This window comes from Nonomuraea sp. NPDC026600 (assembly GCF_040638335.1).
Taxonomy (GTDB): Bacteria; Actinomycetota; Actinomycetes; order Streptosporangiales; family Streptosporangiaceae; genus Nonomuraea.
The window spans coordinates 33,563-49,516 of the sequence record NZ_JBEZYD010000029.1; the positions used below are offsets into that span (position 1 = coordinate 33,563).

Below are 15,954 nucleotides of genomic sequence, written 5' to 3' on the forward strand. Positions count from 1 at the left end.
CCTCCATGACGAATCACGAGCCGGGCCGGAGCCCGGCCCTTCGGTATTCGGTCGGGGAACACCCGACGTGCCGCCTGAACGCGCCGCGCAGCGCCTTCGCGCTCAGGTAGCCGGTACGGGCGGCGATCACGTCGACGGGCAGCGGCGAGGTGGTCAGCAGCCGGCGCGCGTGCCGCAACCGCAGGCCGGTGAGGTGGCGCAGAAAAGTGGTGCGGCGCTCCTCGGCGAACAGGTGCGAGATGTAGAACGGGCTCGCGTTCACCGCCTCCGCCACCGTCGTCAGGCGCAGCCCGGGATCGGTGTAGTGCTCGGCCAGGTACGCCTCGGCCAGCGTGAGCACGTCGCGACGCGGTGGCGGCGGCATCAGCCGGCCGAGCGTCTCGCGCAGCCAGATGTGCAGGTAGGAGCGCTCGTGGATGTCGCCGACCGAGACGATGTCCTCGATCGGCAGCCGGGCGCACGCCTCCACCCAGTCGGTCGAGCCGTCGGTCAGCCTGGACCGGTTGGCCACGTCCACCACGAACAGCAGCTGTCCGATGAGCCAGTTGCGCAGCGTCCGGGGGTCCACGTCCGACTCGCGGGCGCACCGGTCCACCCATCCGGCGAGCAGCCCGGCCGCACCGTTGCGGTCGCCGGCCCGTACTCGCCTGGAGAGTTCCTGCTCGATGCGGACGGGAGGCGCGAGCGCCACCCGCGCGGGCGGCGGCGGGGCGATCACCCGGTCGCCGCCGAGCACGAGCTTGTAGTCGTTGGCCAGCCTGGCGTCTCGCTCGGCCGCCCCGCGGCCGTCCAGGCTCGGCGAGCCCAGGCTGACGGTGGCGGTCCAGGCCGTCTCGCGGACCATGTGCGCGCGCACCTCCTCCGCCAGCGCCGCCGCGTCGCTCATCAGGGCGTCGGGGTCGGCTCCGGTCAGCAGGACGAGCCACTCCTCGGGCGGCTGCGGGCGGCAGGTGGCCCCGGGGCGGCCGCGGGTGGCCGTCCGCACCACCTGGTCGGCCTGCTGGAGCTGGCGGCGCGCCCACGACCTTCCCCGAGCCTGCTCGGACGCCATGTAGTCGTCGATGTCCACCAGTGCGGCCACAGCGTAGTCCATCCCCCTACTTTAGGCGGACCGAAATTTGACCGTATTTACCAGTGTGCCGACTCCGGCCACCGTCGCCCGCATGGTGTCGCCGTCCTTGAGCGGCGCGATTCCGGCCACGGTTCCGGTCGCGATCAGGTCTCCGGGCATCAGCGTCATCCCGTTGGACAGGTCCTCGATCAGCTGGGGGAGGGCGAAGACCATCTGCTTGGTGTTCGCCCGCTGCCTGACCTCGCCGTCGACCTCCAGGACCAGCTCCAGCGCCTGCGGATCCGGCACCTCGTCCACCGTCGCCAGAAACGGGCCGACCGGGGCGAAGGTGTCGAACCCCTTCGACTGGTCCCATGGGACGTTCCTGGCGATGTTGGCGAGCTGCAGGTCGCGGGCCGTCATGTCGTTGATCACGGTGTAGCCGGCCACGGCCTCGTGCCACCGCTCGGCGGGCAGGTCCCTGGTGACCTGGCCGATGACGACCGCCAGCTCCACCTCGTGCTCCAGGTGGCGGGTACGGGCCGGCGCCACCACCGGCCGGTTGTGGCCGGTGAGCGCGGACGGCGGCTTGAAGAACAGCACCGGCTCGGGCGGCACCTCCATGCCGCTCTCCTCCGCGTGCGCCCGGTAGTTCAGGGCCAGACAGCAGATCTTCGTACAGGTGGCCACCGGCGGTTCGAAGAGCACCGCGCTCTGGTCCAGCAGGGGCCCCGCCGACCGCTCGTCCACCAGCTCGGTCAGCCGGTCGAGCCCGTGTACGCGCAGGGCGGCCACCGGGTCGTCGCCGAGGTCGGCCAGGCTGAGCAGGCCGCCGTCCGGGTGCAGGGCCACCAGCTCGACGGGGCCTGCGGGGGTACGCCGAATACGTCCAAGGAACATGACCGCAACCCCATCAAGGGCCCGCGACCACCACAAGCACCGAAATTTGCGCTGACAACCCGCTTCTTGTCCTCTTTCTTGTGGCCAGGCGACACTTCACCGTTTGATGGCCGACATGACCCGGACACTGGACGTCAGCCGCGACCTGTACACCACCGCCCAGCGTTACATCGCCGGCGGCGTCTCCAGCGACGCCCGCCGCATGGCGGGCGTTCCGCTCTACGTGGACCGGGCGGCGGGCGCGCGGCTCTGGGACGTCGACGGCAACACCTACCTCGACTACGTGCTCGGCCAGGGACCCGCGCTGCTCGGCCACTGCCCGCCCCCGGTGGTGGAGGCGGTCACCGCGCAGGTGGCCCGCGGCATCGTCTACTCCGCCCAGCACGCGGCGGAGGCCCGCGTGGCCGAACGGCTCTGCGCCATGGTGCCCTCGGCCGAGCGCGTCCGGTTCAACACGGTGGGCTCGGAGGCCGTGCACGCCGCCTGGCGGCTGGCCCGCGGCTTCACCGGCCGGCCCAAGATCCTCAAGTTCGAGGGGCACTACCACGGCTGGCTGGACCCGGTCCTCTACAGCGTGCACCCGCCCCTGGAGGCCGCCGGGCCCGCCGACCGCCCCGCCGCCGTCCCCGGCACGGCGGGCCAGCCCGAGGCCGCCGACCTGGTGGTCTGCCCGTGGAACGACCTCGGCGCCCTGTCCCGGCTGATGGACGAGCACGCGGGGCAGATCGCCGCCGTGGTCACCGAGCCGGTGCTCTGCAACACCGGCGCCATCGAGCCCGACCCCGGCTACCTCCAGGGTGTCCGCGAGCTCTGCGACAGCCACGGCAGCCTGCTCATCTTCGACGAGATCATCACCGGTTTCCGGCTCGCTCCCGGTGGCGCCCAGGAGTACCTCGGCGTCTCCCCGGACCTCTCGGTGTTCGGCAAGGCGATGGCGGGCGGGATGCAGGTGTCGGCGCTCGCCGGACGCGCCTTCGTGATGGACGCCATCACCTCCGGCAAGGTCGCGCACGCCGGTACGTTCAACTCCCAGCCCATCGGCATCGCCGCCGCCGAGGCGACCCTGCGCATCCTCGACGAGCAGCGGGACGAGGTGTACGGCACGCTGTACGCCCGAGGCCGGGAGCTGATGCGCGGCCTGGCGGAGGCGGCGGCCAAGGCGGGGGTCCCGATGCTGGTGGACGGGCCGGGGCCGGTCTTCCAGATCTACTTCACCGAGGCGTCCGCCGTGCGGAACTACCGCGACTTCGCGGCGACGGACCGGGCCATGATGGGCCGCCTGCACGCCGCGCTGCTCGACCAGGGGATCAACATGGTGCCGCGCGGCCTGTGGTTCCTGTCGACCGCGCACACCGAGGCGGACGTCGCCGCCACCGTCGAGGCGTTCTCGGCGGCGCTGAGCTCGCTCTGACGCACGGCAGCCCCCCTCTTGCGGATCTGCCGCGCCCGCGGCCATGCTCGATTTCGAGCACGAGTCGATCTCGGGAGGCGCGGTGCACACCCACGATCCTGGCCGCTCCCGCCGGAGCCGGTTATGACGGTGACGGCGACGCCTGCGGTCCGGCGCAAGGAGTCGGTCTCCGGGCGGGTGCGCACGCTGGCCGGGCTGTCCCTGCTGACGCTGGCACTGCTGCTGGCCGCGATCCTGGCCGGCGCGGCGAGTACGGGCTCCAGCCTGCGCACCACCGGGCATGACGCCGGACCGCAGGTGCTCGCCACCGCGGGCCTGTATCGGCAACTGTCGGAGATGGACGCGCTGGTGGCCGAAGCCCTGCTGCTGGGCAGGGAGTACGGCCCGCAGCAGCAGGCCGACCTGACCAGCTATGACCAGCGGCGGCTGGAGATCTCCGAGAGCCTGCTCAGGGCCTACCGGCTGGCCCTGGACAACCCCGCCGAGCAGCGCACGGTCGAGTCGCTGATCGAGGGGCTCGGCCGCTACGAACGGCTGGCGACCCAGGCCCGGCTGCTGGACACGCAGTCCAAGCACACCGCGGGACAGCCGCCCGACAACGTGGTCAAGGCCTATCAGCAGGCCACCGACCTCATGCACCGCGAACTGCTCCCTCAGGCCTACAACCTGACCCTGGAAACCGGGACGATCGTCAGGCGCGCGCACGCCGCCGAGCGCTCGGCCACCTCGCTGGCCCGCTTCGCCGTCATCGTCACCGGGCTGCTCGCGCTGGCCTGCCTGCTGGGCCTGCAGACCTATCTGACCAGGAGGTTCCGGCGGGTCTTCGCGCCGGCCCTGATGGTCGCCACCGTGCTCGCCGTGGCCGGTCTGGTGAGCGGTACGGCCCTGCTCAACCGGCAGGGCCAGGCGCTGGAGGAGGCCAAGCGCGGTGGGTTCGACGCGGTGCTCACCCTGACCAGGGCACGGGCGATCAGCAAGAGCATGTATGGAGACCAGAGCCGCTACCTGCTCGACCGCTTCCGCAAGGACACCTACGAACATACCTTCCTGGACAAGTCCCAGACGATCGCGGCCGTCGAGTCGACCAGCCTGCCCGACTACCAGAGCAAGCTGCATCCGAACTTCCAAGGCCTGCTCGGCAGCCTGACGGGCCAGGACCGGCAACGACTCTTCGCCGTCTACCAGAGGTTCCAGCAGGCCGACGCGCGGATGCGGACCATGCCGGCCGAGGCGGCGATCAAGTTCTGGGACGGCGAGCTCACCCAGACCTACGCGAGCTACGACAAGGTGCTGGAGGAACTGGTCCGGCGGCACGAGTCCGACTTCGAGCGCGCCATCGACAGCGGCGACGGAGCCCTGGAGACGCTGTGGCGGTCGATCCCCGCCGGGCTGGCCGCCGGCGCCCTGCTCATTCTGGCCGGCGTCTGGCCACGGCTCAGGGAGTACCGGTGAGGAAACTGCTGATCTGCCTGATCCTGCTGGTCAGCGCCTGCGGCGCCGCACGGCCGGCATCCCTCGTGGACCACGACGAGCTGATCGTCGCCATCCGCTCCGACGTCCCGCTGATCAGTTTCAAGGGGGCGGACGGCTCCTACGACGGCTTCAACATCGACGTGGCCGAGGATCTCATCTCCCGGCTGGGCAAGCGGATCCGCTGGCTGGAGATCAAGGCCGGCGACCAGCTCACCGTGCTCACGGACGGGCGTGCCGACCTGGTCTTCGCCCACATGTCGGTCACCCCGGAGCGGAAGAAGGTGATCGACTTCGCCGGGCCGTACCACGTCGACTTCCAGGACATCGCGGTACGGCCGGCCGACAAGGGCGTCATCCGCGACGTCCGCGACCTGGAGGGCCGCAAGATCTGCTGGGTGCGCGGCACCAACATCGCCCAGCGGATCGTCGACGAGCGCCGGGTCAAGGCGATCGTCGTCCCGGCACCCGACTACAACGTCTGCCTGGAGATGATCAAGGACGGCAGGATCGACGCCATCTCCACCAACAGCCAGATCCTGGCCGGGCTGCTCACCAAGCCGGGCGTCGACCTGCACCTGGTCGGCGCGACCTTCAACGAGCAACGCACGTCGATCGGCGTGCGCAAGGGCGACGTCGAGGGCTGTGAGGAGCTCAACCGGGCCATCACCGAGATGTACCAGGACGGCACGGCGAACATGCTGCTGGACAAGTGGTTCGGCAAGTCCGGCATCGACCTGTCGGTGGTCGCGGTTCCGCAGTTCGAGGGCTGCTCCTAGGCGGGCGGCCCGGCGATCTCCGCGCTGAACCTGTCGACGAGCGCCTGCTTGGCACGCCCGGCGATCTCCACGTCGTAGGAGACCAGCTTGACCGTCGCCAGGTCGACCGCCTTGGAGTGCGCCGGGACCTTGGTGTTGGTGGGCAGGGCGTAGAACTTCACCAGCGGCCCCAACCGCTGGGACGCCCCACTCAGCGCCCAGTCGACGTACTTGCGTGCGCTGCCGGGGTTGTGCGCCCCGGCCAGCACCGCCAGGCCACCAAGCTCGTAACCGGTGCCCTCCTGCGGGAAGGTCACCTGCAGGTTCGGATAGCCCTGCTCCTGGGCGGCGACGCAGTCATGGGAGAACACGACGCCGACCGCCGCCTCCCCCTTGGCCGCCTGCACGGCGGCCGCGCTGCCAGCGGTGTTGTATCTCAGCACGTTCGGGTGGAGCCTGCGCATGTAGCCGAGTGCCGCGTTCTGATCGCGGCCGCTGAGCTCCATCTGCGTCCACAGGCCGGCGTAGGCGGTTCCGGAGGTGGCCGGATGGGCGATGGCGACGCTGCCGCGCAACCGCTCATCCAGCAGCTCCCGCCAGGAGCGGATCGGCTGCATGCCGCGCTTGGCCAGCTCCTTGGTGTTGTTGCAGAAGGCCAGCACACTGACGTAGACGCCGCTCCAGGCGTTCTCCCGATCAGCCCACCCCTGCCGGATTTCACCGGATTTTTCGGATTTGTACGGCTCCAGCAGTCCCTGACTCTTGGCCGCTACGTAGGAGGCGGCCTCCCCGCCATGCCAGACATCGAACTCCTGCCGCGACCTGGCCGCCTTGATCCGCTCCAGCGCCTCTCCACTCGACAGCCGGACGAAGTCGGCCTCCACGCCGGTGGCATCGGAGAACCTCTTGACCATCATCGCGCACCACTGCTCGCTCGCGCCGCACGCGACCGTGATCTTGTCCCTTCTCGACGTCGAACAGCCCGCCGCCATCAGGACCGCTACCAATGCGATGGCTAAGGGCCTCATTGCCTCTCCAAGGGGTCGCCCGACGTCTCGCCCGTGTGCGCTCCCATTCGACACTCCGTCAGGAGAGTCACGCAACCGATCTCCGCTTGACCGTGAGGGTGGGTGGACGCCGTCGCGTCCACCCACCCGTGGCCTACTGGCCGGTGCGGTAGACGGCGATCTCGGTCATCGTCGGGGTGTACACCTCGGTCGGCACGTGCCCGGTGAGCGCCACCCGGAGCCGGGAAGTGGTCACGCTGCCGAAACCGGTCACGCTCAGGTCGTGTCCGATGCCGCCCGCGCGGCTGGCGAAGGTGACCCAGGCGCCGGTCCCGGCGTCCCATCGCTGCAGCGCGAACGACTGGACCCGGGGGTTGGTGCCGGAGTCGGTGTACTCGTCGAGGTACACCTCGTCGAAGGCGGTGTCCGCGCCGAAGTCGATGTCGAGCGTGATCGGATAGGTCGCGTCGTCGGCCGCCGCCCAGCGGGTCGCCGGGTCGCCGTCGGTCAGCTTCTCCGCGCCGAGCGTGCCGCCCGCGCCAGGGTGGGTCGAGCTCGCGGTGACCGGTTTGCCGAGGGCGAGGTCGACGCGGTCATCCGGCCCGTTCTCGATGGGGTCGTCGTCCACCGGATTGGTGACCTTCGTGCCGATCGGGCTCTCCGCCATGCCGGCGTCCGGTGCGTCGCCGTAGTAGATGTGCGTGCCGAGGAAGTCCTCGGTGCCCAGGTGGGGGTTGTACCGGCCGGCGTCGATGAGCGGTGAGTCGTCGCGCAGCTTGAAGTGCGCCGCGGCCGTCCGGATCTGGTTCACGCCCGCGCCGGTGACGTACTTCGCCGGATCGCCGACGAACCTCGGGTCGGCCCGCGACCCGGCCGGGTCGGCCGGTTCCTGGCCGGAGTGGGAGCCGCTCGCCTCGTAGTAGTCGTTGTTCGAGAAGACCGCCTGCCGCAGGGCGCCGGTCCGGCGGAACCACGGCGTCGACTTCGTGGTGGAGGAGTTGTAGAAGATGTTGTTCAGGAAGTAGACCCTGCTCAGGAACGTCTCGTCGTGGACGTAGCCGAGGTCCGCGCCGTCGTACACGAAGGTGTTGTTGGCGAAATAGGTCGGCGAGTAGTTCGTCGACAGCATGTTCTTCACGAGTACGCCGTTGTCGTTGACGCTCAGGTTGTAGCGGGCGACCGAGTTGGAGCTGTTGCCCATGTACGACATCCAGCCCGCCGCGTTGTCGTGCGAGTAGTTGAACTGGTAGGTGACGTTGAAGTTCGTGTATTCCAGATCCCACGGAGTGCCGTCGAACTCGTTGTCCGGGCCGCCGTAGACCTCGTTGTACTGCATGACCGAGTCGGCGCCCGCCCACAGATAGAGCGCGACGGACACCGCGTTGTATCGCTTGAGGTAGCCGTTGACCTCGTTGTACTCGACCGTCATGTTCTTGGTGTCGGCGAGCTGGATGGCGCCCTGGCCGATGCTCTCGGCGTAGTTGTGGCCGATGTAGACGTCACGGCTGTACAGGTCACGGGTGCGTACCCAGAGCTGCTCCCAGCCCTCGTGGAACTTCCCGTTCTCGTCGTACTGGCCGGCGTCCGCTCCGTCGGCGGCGAACCAGTTGAACGCGAACTGCACGGCGTGCAGCTCGACCTTCGTGAAGGTGTTGTTCTCGATCCGGACGTCCTTGAAGTAGTAGCCGCCGGTGCCGTACGACTTGTAACCGCGGCTGCCGAAGACCTGGAAGTTGACGCCGCCGTAGTGGATCTTCTGCCAGCTGCTCGGGCCGTCGAGATCGTGGACGTACACGTTCGAGACGCGGAAGTGGTCCATGATGCTGTCCGCGCCGGCCGCCAGGAGGTCGGCGTTGATGGAGACCATGATGCCGTCGCGGACGTAGGACCCGGTCGTGATGTCGCTGGCGAAGTTGTCGTCGTTGGACAGCTCGATGTTGTTGATCTCGAAGTACTGCTGGTTGCGCAGCACGATGGCCCCGGTCCGGCCGACCGTGTCGGGGTTCTTCGTGCCGTCGGCCCGGAAGGGGCTCGGCACCTTGCCGTTCGTCGCGATGTACGGCCGGCGGGCGCCCGAGTCGCCATAGGCCGAGATGGTGATCGGCTTGCCCGCGCTGCCCGACCCCTTCGGCCACAACTGCTCGTTGTTCCACTGCTGGCCGGCCTTGAGCAGGATGCGGTCGCCCGGCCGGAACGTCGTCGCGGTCGCCTTGGCCAGGGTGCGCCAGGCGGTCTGCGGCGAGGTGCCGGCCGCGCTGTCGCGACCGTTCGTGGCGTCGAAGAAGTAGTCCTTGCCGCCCGTCGGGTTCGGCGTGTTGCCCGGCAGGTCGGCCTTGACGGCGGCGGGGGAGCGGCCCGGGGCCGCGGCGGCGGACGCGGCGGGCGCGAGCGATCCCGCGAGGAGCGCGGCGAGCAGGGCGGCGAGGCCCAAACGCAGCGCCCGTGTACTGACAGGTTTCACTGGTGTCCATCCTCTGCGTTGATGGCGTCTGCGCTGATGGCGTCCACCGCCGCCGTGTCGACCTCGATGTCGCTGTCGTCCACCCGGCGCTGGAGGAACTGGTGGAACTTCTCCTCGATGAGCGACTGCCGGATCCGTCGGGAGTACTCGGCGAACGCCGCGTTCTCGTCGACGGTCCTGCCGTTGAGTTCGTAGTAGGTGATCTGGCCGGTGCCCGGGACCGGGGCGGAGATCTGGCCCGGTGCGAGCTTGCCGAGCACCGCCATGAGGTCCTGGTCCTGGGCGGCCGAGCCGCCGCCGTGGTGGGTGGCGGTCGTGAGCCGGGCGCCGGGCTCCCGGTCGGCGACCTTCGCCAGCCGGTCCGCCGCGGCCACCCGCCGCTGGAGTCCGGCCGCGAATTTTCCATAAGCGTCTTCCCCGGAAGCGCCGTCGGGCACCGGCACCGCGAGCTTCGCGTACGTGTACGTGGTCGCGTTGGCGCTCCAGGCGTCCCGGTCGGCGTCGAACGCCCGCCGGACGTCGGCGTCGGTGACCTGGAGCGTGCCCTTTCCGTTGAGCCGCTGCGTCAGCGCCGTGGTGAGCTGGGTGAGCCGGTGCGAGTAGTACTCCTCGGGGGAGAACTCCGCCAGGCCGTAGACGACCTCCCCCTTGGCCACGGCGTTGGCCCGCCGCTCGTTCTCGCCGGCCAGCTCGGTGAGGAAGTCCGCGTGGTCGGGGGAGCCGATCAGTCCCTCCTCCCGCGCGAGGACGAGCGTGGTCTTGTCCCGCCGGATCTCGTCGAGCGCACGGGCCGCGAGCCGCTGGAGCGCGGTCCTGTCGCCGGTCCTCGCGGTCCAGTCGGTCGTGTCCTGGAGGTGGTACTGGTTGCGTAACTCGTTCTCCACCTGGGGTGCGAGCCGTCGCATGTGGAACAGCAGCTCGTCACGGGTCACGGCGTGACCGTCGACGGAGGCCACCTCATCGGTGCGAAGGGCGAGAACCACGCCGGTGACCAGCAGGGCGGCGAGGGCGGTCAAGAGCAGGATGCGCTTCATGAGGTCGCTCCGATCACGGCCACGCAGGTGACGACGGGCGTGTCCCGGGCCTCGGGCACCTCGACCAGCACGGCGTCGACCTCGACCGGCGGGAACGTCAGGATGCGCTGGTAGCCCACCGCGCTCGCCCGCGCGAGCGTCAACCACCGGCCGTCCCGGCGACCCCGGACGACGACGTGCTCGATGCGCTGCCCCTGCGCGATGTCCTCGCCCACGGCGACCGCCTCGATCAGGCGGGGACCCGCGAACGTGAGTCGCACGCTGGGCAGAGCGTCGTCCGGCCGCCACGCCGCGCGCCCCCTGCCGGGCCACGCGGTCGCGACGTCGCCCGGGGCCCCGGACGACACCGTCGCGGTGGCCTCGACGCGCCGCGCCCGGAAGTCCTCGATGCGCCGCCCGAGCCGAGCCAGCACCGCGACGTCGGTGTCCCGCAGCCGCCCGTCACGGGCCGGCGGGACGTTGAGCAGGAAACAGGAGTTGCCGCCGACGGCCCGCAGGTAGATGCCGAACAGCTCGTCCGCGGAGCGGACCGCGCCGTCCTCGGCCGGGTGGTGGAACCAGCCGGGACGGATCGAGGTGTTCACCTCGGCCGGGTACCAGATCAGGTCGTCCTCGTGCCCCGCCAGCGCGGCGCGGCTGCCGAGGTCGCGGTCGTCGCTGCGGACCAGCCGGGCGAAGACGCCGTCGTCCGCCCGCTGCGAGCGGTCCGCGATCCGCTCGGCGTCCCGCAGGGCGCGCGGCACCACGCTCCACTCGTCGGGCCGGGTGTCCCCGGCCTCGTTGCCGCACCAGCGGACATCGGGTCCGCACACACTGATGACCGCGTCCGGCTGCAGCTCGCGGGCCATCGCGTAGTACCGCTCCCAGTCGTAGACCTGGCGCCTGCCGTTCGGGCCCTCGCCGTTCGCGCCGTCCAGCCACACCGCGAACACCGGCCCGTACCGGGTGAGCAGCTCGGTGAGCTGGGCGATGTAGAAATCGTCGTACGCGGTCCCGGCGCCGTAGGACGCCTCCGTGCGGTCCCACGGCGACAGGTAGATCCCGAACCGCAGGCCGTGCCGCCGCGCCGCGTCGGCCACCTCCGCGACCACGTCGCCCCGGCCGTCGCGCCAGGGCGAGGAGGCGACCGTGTACGTGGTGACGTCGCTCGGCCACAGGCAGAAGCCGTCGTGGTGCTTGCACGTGAGGATCACACCGGTCATCCCGGCGGCCTTGAGCGCCGTGATCCACTGATCGGCGTCGAGTCCGGCCGGGTCGAAGGCGGCCGGGTCGTCGTGCCCCTCGCCCCACTCCCGGTCCGTCATCGTGTTCATGCCGAAGTGGATGAACCCGTAGAACTCCATCGCCTGCCAGGCGAGCTGGCGCCCGCTCGGCCGGACCGCGGCCAGCGCCCGCCCATCGAGCACCTCCCCGCTCATCGGAAGCGCCGGTTGTACGAGGCGAGAACGGCCAGCAGCCCGGCGAGCCCGGCGAGCATGATCGCGAGGCTGCCCCACCCGACCGTGGTGCGCGCGGTGACGACGACGGCGACGCAGCCGGCCGCGGTTAGCGTCCGCGCGGTGACGAGCAGGACGCCGCGGGTCGATTCCTTCATGAGCCTTCCTCCGTGTCAGCCCTTCACGCCGCCGGACGCCATGCCTTCGGTGAGCCGGCGCTGGATGAACGCGTACAAGATGAGGACCGGAACGATCACGATGACCATGCCGGCGTACAGCCGCCCGTAGTCGGCCGCCGCCTTCTGCGCGGTCATCAGGTTGAGCAGACCCACCTGCAGCGTCTTGCCATCGCCTGGGAGCAGGGTGAGCGCGATGATGAAGTCGTTCCAGTAGGCCAGGAAGTTGAACAGGATCACGGTCGTGAGCGCCGGTCGCGCCATCGGCAGCATGACCCTGACCATGACCTGGAAGCGGGAGGCCCCGTCCAGGGCCGCGGCCTCCTCGAAGTCGGCCGGTATCGACCGGAAGTACGCGGTGAGCAGATAGATGGTGAACGGGATCGACGTGGCCGCGTAGACGAGCGAGAGGACCGCGGGGTTGTCGATGAAGAAGCCGCCGGGCAGCACGTCGACGAGCGCGCGGTCCCAGCCGACGAGCATGAGGAAGATCGGCACGACGATGTAGTTGACGTTGACGAACAGCCCGCCCAGCAGCGCGACCTCCACGAGGCCGCGGCCGCGGAAGTCGTACCGGGCGATGACGTAGGCCGCCGGCACGGAGACCGCCACGACGAACACCAGCCCGAGCAGCGTGACGAACACCGAGGTGAAGAAGTACTGGCCCATGCGCGCGGTGACGAACGCGTCGACGTAGTTGCGCAGGTGCAGGCCCTCCGGCAGCACCCAGGGGCTGCCGTAGAACTCGCTCTTGCGCTTGAGCGAGGCGAGCAGCACCCAGCCGACCGGCACCGCGATGGCCAGGGCGATCGCGGTGACGAGGACGTAGGTCAGCGCCCGGCGTGGGTTGATGGCGGTCATGGTGGCCGTCCTCAGAACCGGAGGGGCTCGCGCCGCGTCGCGCGGCTCACCAGGAGCGACACGAGGAAGGAGAACGCGAAGATGACGACGCCGATGGCCATGCCGTAGCCGTACGACGAGTTCGTGTACGCCTGCCGGTACATGTAACTCAGCAGGACCTCGGAGGAGCCGTCGGGCCCGCCGCCGGTCATCGCGCGGACGAGGACGAAGCTCAGGTTGACCGCGCTCATGACGAAGAACGTCAGCGTCGTGCGGAGGTTCTGCCAGATGAGCGGCAGCGTGATCGCGAAGAACTGCCGGCCGGCGGACGCGCCGTCGAGCGCGGAGGCCTCGTACAGCTCCTCCGGGATGCTCGACATCGCGGACATGTAGAGGACCATGTAGTAGCCGAGCGACTGCCAGACCATCGCGATCGCGACGGACCAGAGCACGAGGTCCTGGTCGCCGAGCCAGACCCGCTGCAGGGTGTCGAGCGACAGCAGCCGCAGCGTGCCGTTGAGCAGGCCGTTCTCCTGGTCGAAGACGGCGGAGAAGATCGCCGCGATCACCACCACGGACAGCACGCTGGGGACGTAGAGGACGAACCGGTAGAAGACCCGCCCCCGCAGTCGTTGCCGGGTCATGATGGCGGCGAGGAACAGGCCCATGCCCATCGTCACGACCGTGACGACGACCAGCAGCGCGACCGTGTTCTGGAAGGCGCGGACGAACTGCGCGTCATCGAGGAGCCGGGTGAAGTTGTCGAGCCCGACGAAACGCATGTCCGGCGAGAAACCGCTCCAGGTGTAGAAGGACATCCGGAACACGTTCACGGTCGGGACGATCATGAACACCGCGAAGAGCACGAGCGCGGGCAGGAGACAGGCGAGCACGAAGACGCCGTTGCCGCGCCGGCGCGCCCCCGTGCTCAAAAGGCCGCCGCCGGGCACGTCAGCCACCGGCCTGGCGCAGTTTCTCGCTCGCGGCGTCGAGCGCGGCCTGCCACTGGTCCTCGGTCTTGTCGCCGCTGATGATGCTGTTGGCGGTGTCGAAGAGCGTGGCCTTGATGTCGACGCCCTCGACGGGCGCGGTGCTGGCGAACCCGCCGACGAGCGCCTCGACCGACGTCTCGTCGTAGATCTTGTAGAACTCGGCGTTCTCCCCGGACAGGCTGCTCGCGATGCCCTTGATCGGCTGGATCGCGTTCGACCTGGCGAAGATCTTCGCCGCCTCGTCGGAGTACAGGTAGGCGACGAACTCCTTCGCCGCGTCCTTGTTCTTGGCGGCGCTGGGGATCCAGACCGACTCGACCGACGTCGTGAGGTAGCGCTTGGTGCCCACGACGACCGGCGGCAGCGGCGTCAGGCCCCACTGGAAGCCCTTGGCGCGCGGGGCGTCCTTCATCTCGCCGACGACCCAGGTTCCGTTCGGGATGAACAGCGTCTTGTTGTCGAGGATCGACTGCTGGTTCTTGGTGAAGTCCTGTTCGTTGGCGTATCCGACCGTGGTCGGCGCGGCGTACTTCAGCAGCCGGGTGGTGATGTCGAGAGCCTGCCGCGCCTGCGGGGTCTTCCACACGCCCTGCTTGTACGTCATGACGTCGGTGTAGAACTGTTCGCCCCCGACGTCGGCGAGGAGCGCGAAGAAGTACGCGTCGAGGTATCCGGCGGTCGGATAGGTGAACAGCGAGAGCCCCTGCTCCTTGACCGACTCGCCGAGCGCGAACATCTCCTCCCAGGTGGCCGGCACCTTCCAGCCCTTCTGGGCGAACAGCCCCTTGTTGTAGAAGAGCCCGCTCGGCGCGTAGTACATCGGCATCGTGTAGGTCTGGTCGGTGCCGTAGGGGTTGGTGTTGAGGTTCCCGACGATGCCCTGGATGAGCTTGTCGCCCACGGTCTTGTCCTCGCCGGGGACCTTCGCCTTCAGCACGGGCGTGAGGTCTTCGAGGGCCTTGTCCTTGATAAGCGTCTCGGTGAGCGCGGCCTTGCGGCCCTGGCCGAGCACCACGACGTCCGGGAACTTTCCGGCCTTCATGTTCGGGGAGATCTCGTCCTCGATGCTCTTCGAGATCTGTAAGCGCACGTCCACGTCGGGATGCGAGGCCTTGTACGCCTGAATGACCTGGGCGTACATGTCCCGGCCGTAGCCGCCTTCGAGAGCGGCGACGCTCAGGGTCGTCCGGCCGGAGTCCGAGCCGTCCCCGTCGGCCGAGCAGCCGGTGAGCAGCCCGAGCATCGCGGCGGCGGCGCTCGCGAGGACGAGTGGTCTCCTCATGGTTCTGGGGTCCTTCCCGTGGGGGGTCTGGATCGCTCGGCAGGGTCCGGACGTTGTTACAGTGGCATCGATAACATGGCGGCGCAAGAGGCACTTTACGGCCGGGCCGGCGCAGCGGTTCAGTGACGACGGGGCGGTGCGGTGGAGTCGCGGACCGTCAGTGACACGGTCGACTCGGCGGCGTCGGCGCCGGCCTCGTGCAGCAGCAGGGCGACGGCCGCCGCGCCGGAGCGGTAGAAGTCCTGCCGCACGGTGGTCAGCGGCGGGTGGCAGTAGGCCGCCAGGGCGATGTCGTCGACGCTCACGATGGACACGTCGCCGGGCACCGAACGGCCACGCTCGCGCAGGGCGCGGATCACCCCGAAGGCCATCTCGTCGCTGGCGGCGAAGACGGCGGTCACGTCTGGGATCATCGCCAGGACCTGCCCCTGCCGGTGTCCCGAGTCGGGCGACCAATCCCCCTCCAGCGGGGGCGGCGCCTGGATCCCGGCCGCGGCCAGGCACTCCTGCCAGCCCTGCCGCCGCTGGCGCGCCTCGATCCACTCGTCCGGGCCCGAGACGTGCCACACCTGGCGATGCCCGAGGTCGAGCAGGTGCTGCGTGGCGATGCGGCCGGCCTCCCGCTGGTCGATCCCGAGCACCCGGGCGCTCGCGGTGCGGGAGCCGTCGAGCGTGACGGTGGGGATCTCCCGGGTGATGTCCTCCATCTTCTGCGTCACCGAGATGAGCGGCACGGCGATGACGATGCCGTCCACGCCCTGGTCGGCGAGCTTGGACAGGGAACGCTCCATCAGGCCGGTGTCGAGCCCGGCGATGGTCGCGATGCTCACCGCGTAGCCGGCCTCGCCCGCGGCCGCCTCGACGCCGGCGGTCACCGCCGAGCGCGAGTAGTAGCCGCCGGACTGCAGCAGCACGAGCCCGATGGTGTGGCTGCGCCCGGAGGAGAGCACCCGGGCGGCGTTGTTGAAGCGGTAGCCGAGCTGGCCCACGGCGGCGAGCACGCGCTTCCTGGTCTCCGGGTTGACGTTCGGCGAGTCGCGGAGCGCGCGCGAGACGGTCTGCGCCGACACCCCGGCGGCCCTGGCCACGTCAGCCATGCTCGGCTGCCTCGCAGGCCGCTCGGTGGCCTCGGTCAT

14 protein-coding genes are annotated in these 15,954 nt (G+C 69.8%); 3 read left to right on the forward strand and 11 right to left on the reverse strand.

The window, feature by feature from the left end:
• Positions 1–13: 13 nt before the first annotated feature.
• Entirely contained in the window at positions 14–1,093 is a 1,080-nt protein-coding gene (locus AB0F17_RS45475) for an AraC family transcriptional regulator (protein ID WP_358036535.1), read from the reverse strand.
• Positions 1,094–1,102: 9 nt separating this feature from the next.
• Entirely contained in the window at positions 1,103–1,951 is an 849-nt protein-coding gene (locus tag AB0F17_RS45480; protein WP_358036537.1) for a fumarylacetoacetate hydrolase family protein, read from the reverse strand.
• 115 nt (positions 1,952–2,066) lie between these two features.
• Here AB0F17_RS45480 and AB0F17_RS45485 point away from each other — a divergent pair, with 115 nt between their 5' ends.
• The 3 genes from AB0F17_RS45485 to AB0F17_RS45495 all read left to right on the forward strand — a co-directional run bounded on the left by AB0F17_RS45485 (position 2,067) and on the right by AB0F17_RS45495 (position 5,611).
• Positions 2,067–3,362 carry a glutamate-1-semialdehyde 2,1-aminomutase gene (locus AB0F17_RS45485; RefSeq protein ID WP_358036539.1) on the forward strand — a complete coding sequence of 432 codons (1,296 nt, stop codon included), beginning with the start codon at positions 2,067–2,069 and terminating at the stop codon, positions 3,360–3,362.
• A 123-nt stretch (positions 3,363–3,485) separates the two neighbouring features.
• Entirely contained in the window at positions 3,486–4,814 is a 1,329-nt protein-coding gene (locus tag AB0F17_RS45490) for a hypothetical protein (protein WP_358036541.1), read from the forward strand.
• A complete protein-coding gene (locus AB0F17_RS45495) occupies positions 4,811–5,611 on the forward strand; it encodes a transporter substrate-binding domain-containing protein (RefSeq protein ID WP_358036543.1) in 801 nt (266 codons plus the stop codon). The genes AB0F17_RS45490 and AB0F17_RS45495 overlap by 4 nt, the downstream gene beginning before the upstream one ends.
• Here AB0F17_RS45495 and AB0F17_RS45500 read toward each other — a convergent pair.
• From AB0F17_RS45500 to AB0F17_RS45540, 9 genes are all read right to left on the reverse strand, one after another.
• Positions 5,608–6,618, reverse strand: a complete 1,011-nt coding sequence (locus AB0F17_RS45500; RefSeq protein WP_358036545.1) for an ABC transporter substrate-binding protein — start codon at positions 6,616–6,618, stop codon at positions 5,608–5,610. The two genes, AB0F17_RS45495 and AB0F17_RS45500, sit on opposite strands and share 4 nt — an antisense overlap.
• Positions 6,619–6,751: 133 nt before the next feature.
• A complete protein-coding gene (locus AB0F17_RS45505; protein ID WP_358036547.1) occupies positions 6,752–9,058 on the reverse strand; it encodes a discoidin domain-containing protein in 2,307 nt (768 codons plus the stop codon).
• A complete protein-coding gene (locus AB0F17_RS45510) occupies positions 9,055–10,092 on the reverse strand; it encodes a hypothetical protein (RefSeq protein ID WP_358036549.1) in 1,038 nt (345 codons plus the stop codon). Before AB0F17_RS45510 ends, AB0F17_RS45505 begins: the two co-directional genes overlap by 4 nt.
• Positions 10,089–11,510, reverse strand: coding sequence for an alpha-L-fucosidase (locus AB0F17_RS45515; RefSeq protein ID WP_358036551.1), 1,422 nt, complete (start codon positions 11,508–11,510; stop codon positions 10,089–10,091). The genes AB0F17_RS45510 and AB0F17_RS45515 overlap by 4 nt, the downstream gene beginning before the upstream one ends.
• Positions 11,507–11,686 carry a hypothetical protein gene (locus AB0F17_RS45520; RefSeq protein WP_358036553.1) on the reverse strand — a complete coding sequence of 60 codons (180 nt, stop codon included), beginning with the start codon at positions 11,684–11,686 and terminating at the stop codon, positions 11,507–11,509. Before AB0F17_RS45520 ends, AB0F17_RS45515 begins: the two co-directional genes overlap by 4 nt.
• Before the next feature lie 15 nt (positions 11,687–11,701).
• Positions 11,702–12,565, reverse strand: a complete 864-nt coding sequence (locus AB0F17_RS45525) for a carbohydrate ABC transporter permease (protein WP_358036555.1) — start codon at positions 12,563–12,565, stop codon at positions 11,702–11,704.
• An 11-nt stretch (positions 12,566–12,576) separates the two neighbouring features.
• Positions 12,577–13,503 (reverse strand): sugar ABC transporter permease, encoded by a 927-nt coding sequence (locus tag AB0F17_RS45530; protein WP_358036557.1) that lies wholly within the window; start codon positions 13,501–13,503, stop codon positions 12,577–12,579.
• Positions 13,496–14,818 (reverse strand): carbohydrate ABC transporter substrate-binding protein, encoded by a 1,323-nt coding sequence (locus tag AB0F17_RS45535; protein WP_358036559.1) that lies wholly within the window; start codon positions 14,816–14,818, stop codon positions 13,496–13,498. Before AB0F17_RS45535 ends, AB0F17_RS45530 begins: the two co-directional genes overlap by 8 nt.
• A 119-nt stretch (positions 14,819–14,937) precedes the next feature.
• The gene (locus AB0F17_RS45540; protein ID WP_358036561.1) at positions 14,938–15,954 is read right to left on the reverse strand and encodes a LacI family DNA-binding transcriptional regulator; all 1,017 of its coding nucleotides are present in this window, start codon (positions 15,952–15,954) and stop codon (positions 14,938–14,940) included.

What these genes read in the sequence shown, in the direction of transcription:
- AB0F17_RS45490 (WP_358036541.1), top strand. Translation starts at nt 3,486, where the DNA reads ATGACGGTGACGGCGACGCCTGCGGTCCGGCGCAAGGAGTCGGTCTCC.
- AB0F17_RS45500 (WP_358036545.1), bottom strand. Translation starts at nt 6,618, where the DNA reads ATGAGGCCCTTAGCCATCGCATTGGTAGCGGTCCTGATGGCGGCGGGC.
- AB0F17_RS45485 (WP_358036539.1), top strand. Translation starts at nt 2,067, where the DNA reads ATGACCCGGACACTGGACGTCAGCCGCGACCTGTACACCACCGCCCAG.
- AB0F17_RS45540 (WP_358036561.1), bottom strand. Translation starts at nt 15,954, where the DNA reads ATGACCGAGGCCACCGAGCGGCCTGCGAGGCAGCCGAGCATGGCTGAC.
- AB0F17_RS45480 (WP_358036537.1), bottom strand. Translation starts at nt 1,951, where the DNA reads ATGTTCCTTGGACGTATTCGGCGTACCCCCGCAGGCCCCGTCGAGCTG.
- AB0F17_RS45475 (WP_358036535.1), bottom strand. Translation starts at nt 1,093, where the DNA reads ATGGACTACGCTGTGGCCGCACTGGTGGACATCGACGACTACATGGCG.
- AB0F17_RS45510 (WP_358036549.1), bottom strand. Translation starts at nt 10,092, where the DNA reads ATGAAGCGCATCCTGCTCTTGACCGCCCTCGCCGCCCTGCTGGTCACC.
- AB0F17_RS45535 (WP_358036559.1), bottom strand. Translation starts at nt 14,818, where the DNA reads ATGAGGAGACCACTCGTCCTCGCGAGCGCCGCCGCCGCGATGCTCGGG.
- AB0F17_RS45515 (WP_358036551.1), bottom strand. Translation starts at nt 11,510, where the DNA reads ATGAGCGGGGAGGTGCTCGATGGGCGGGCGCTGGCCGCGGTCCGGCCG.
- AB0F17_RS45520 (WP_358036553.1), bottom strand. Translation starts at nt 11,686, where the DNA reads ATGAAGGAATCGACCCGCGGCGTCCTGCTCGTCACCGCGCGGACGCTA.
- AB0F17_RS45525 (WP_358036555.1), bottom strand. Translation starts at nt 12,565, where the DNA reads ATGACCGCCATCAACCCACGCCGGGCGCTGACCTACGTCCTCGTCACC.